Consider the following 990-nt stretch of genomic DNA (forward strand, 5'->3'; position numbering starts at 1 on the left):
CGCGGGTGCGGAACCGCTCGTTCCACGTGCGGAGCCGCTGCATCTTCTGGCGCTGGCGCGCGCCGAGGGAGTTCCCGTACGCGTCGCGGTCGCGCCAGTCGATGTTCGTCGACAGACCCTTGTCGTGCATCGTGTTGGTCGTCGGCGCGCCGACGCGGGACTTCTCGTCTTTCTCGCGGGCGTCGAACGCGCGCCACTCGGGGCCGCGGTCGACGGAGTCTGCGGTCACGACGAGGCCGCAGTCGTTACAGACGGTCTCGCCGTGTTCGTCGTCGGTGACGACGTGACCGCCGCACTCGGGACACTGCAGCGTATCGCCCTTCGTGTCTTCCTGTTCGGTTTCGGCCTCCTGTCGGCCGTTCTGCGTGTTTCGTTCCTGCTCCTGTGCGCCGGGGTTTCGGGTCCAGATTCGTTCACTCATGGATACGACGGCGGGTGCTCCGGGATGGGGTGGTTAGAGGCGGCTAGAACCCGGATGCTGTCCGTAACACCAGCAACCGCAGACGACCGCATAAATGGTTTGGTATCGCTTTCGGCCAGCGGCGTCGTTTGTACGTGTGAGACGGTCACACGGATAATTGAGGTTCGTGAGGGATTCGGCGATTCACCGGTCAGCGGCGGCTTCCCGTCGGCCGTGACGCGATACATACTTTTCTCGAAGGGGCGTTACCACGACTACGCATGGCCGCCCACCCCCGCGTCGTCTCGCTCGCGCCGAGCGCGACGGCTATCCTCGATGCCGCCGGTCTCGACGCTCACGTCGTCGGGGCGACCGTTCACTCGCCGACCGACAAGCCGGTCGTCGGCGGCTGGCTGAACCCCGACTTCGACCGGGTCGACGAACTCGACGCCGACGCCGTCTGCACCTGCGACGACCTCCAGTCGGACGTCGCGGCGGCGGCCCGCGACCGCGGCTACGACGTGTTCCACGTCGCGCCGCGACGCTCGCCGAGTGTCGACTCGTTCCGTCGTCTCGCGACGTCCGCGGCG

The 990-nt window shown here is 67.1% G+C and carries 1 protein-coding gene and 1 pseudogene; one reads left to right on the forward strand and one right to left on the reverse strand.

Going from position 1 to position 990, the window contains the following annotated elements; translation table 11 throughout:
- Positions 1-421, reverse strand: a 421-nt coding sequence (locus NKF06_RS20655; RefSeq protein ID WP_305882057.1) for a TFIIB-type zinc ribbon-containing protein, incomplete at its 3' end; no start/stop codon positions are given.
- Between the two features lie 260 nt (positions 422-681).
- Between NKF06_RS20655 and NKF06_RS20660 the strand changes: the two are divergent.
- A pseudogene (locus tag NKF06_RS20660) lies at positions 682-990 on the forward strand (cobalamin-binding protein); the annotation flags it as partial.

Origin of the sequence: Haloferax sp. AB510 (assembly GCF_024136985.1) — an archaeon.
Classification (GTDB): Archaea; Halobacteriota; Halobacteria; order Halobacteriales; family Haloferacaceae; genus Haloferax.